The sequence below is a fragment of the Vibrio sp. 10N.222.52.B7 genome (assembly GCF_041474275.1).
GTDB lineage: Bacteria > Pseudomonadota > Gammaproteobacteria > Enterobacterales > Vibrionaceae > Vibrio > Vibrio crassostreae_C.
The window spans coordinates 1,435-2,234 of sequence record NZ_JBFRTU010000097.1; the positions used below are offsets into that span (position 1 = coordinate 1,435).

General features: G+C 47.2%; 1 protein-coding gene. It reads left to right on the top strand.

Features of this window, described 5'->3' with window-relative positions; translation table 11 throughout:
* Window positions 1-800 (top strand): AAA family ATPase (locus AB4512_RS20275; RefSeq protein WP_372175474.1); only part of this gene is annotated, 800 nt, incomplete at both ends.

Genomic DNA, 800 nt, shown 5'->3' on the forward strand with positions numbered 1-800 from the left:
ATTTTTGAGAAGGAGCGTGCTTTAGCTCGTCGCTTCCAGAAAATAGATATTATTGAACCATCGCTAGACGATACGACCAAGATCCTGATTGGCTTGAAGCCAAAATACGAAGCTCACCACGAAGTGCGCTACACCAACAAAGCGTTGCGTGCCGCTGTGGAACTGTCAGCTAAATACATTAATGAACGCCACCTTCCTGATAAGGCCATTGACGTAATCGATGAAGCGGGCGCTCGTAGTCGTTTGGCACCTGCAAGCCGTCGTAAGAAAACGGTAAGCGTGGCTGATATTGAGTCAATGGTTGCGAAAATGGCGCGTATTCCTGAAAAGTCAGTATCGTCTTCAGACAAAGATACACTCCAGAAACTGGATGAGCGCATGAAAATGTTGGTATTCGGACAAGACCCTGCAATCGATGTATTGAGTGAAGCGATTAAGCTGACCCGTGCTGGATTGGGTGCAGACAATAAACCTGTTGGTTCATTCTTGTTTGCTGGTCCTACTGGTGTCGGTAAAACAGAGGTGACTGTTCAGCTGTCTAAGTTGATGGGTATTGAGCTTCTGCGCTTTGATATGTCTGAGTACGGTGAGCGACACTCAGTGAGCCGCTTGATTGGTGCGCCTCCTGGTTATGTTGGTTACGACCAAGGTGGTTTGCTAACGGATGCCGTAATCAAGAACCCGCACTCTGTTGTGTTACTGGATGAAATCGAGAAAGCTCACCCAGATATCTTTAACTTGCTACTGCAGGTAATGGATAACGGCACGCTAACTGACAACAATGGTCGCAAAGCGGACTT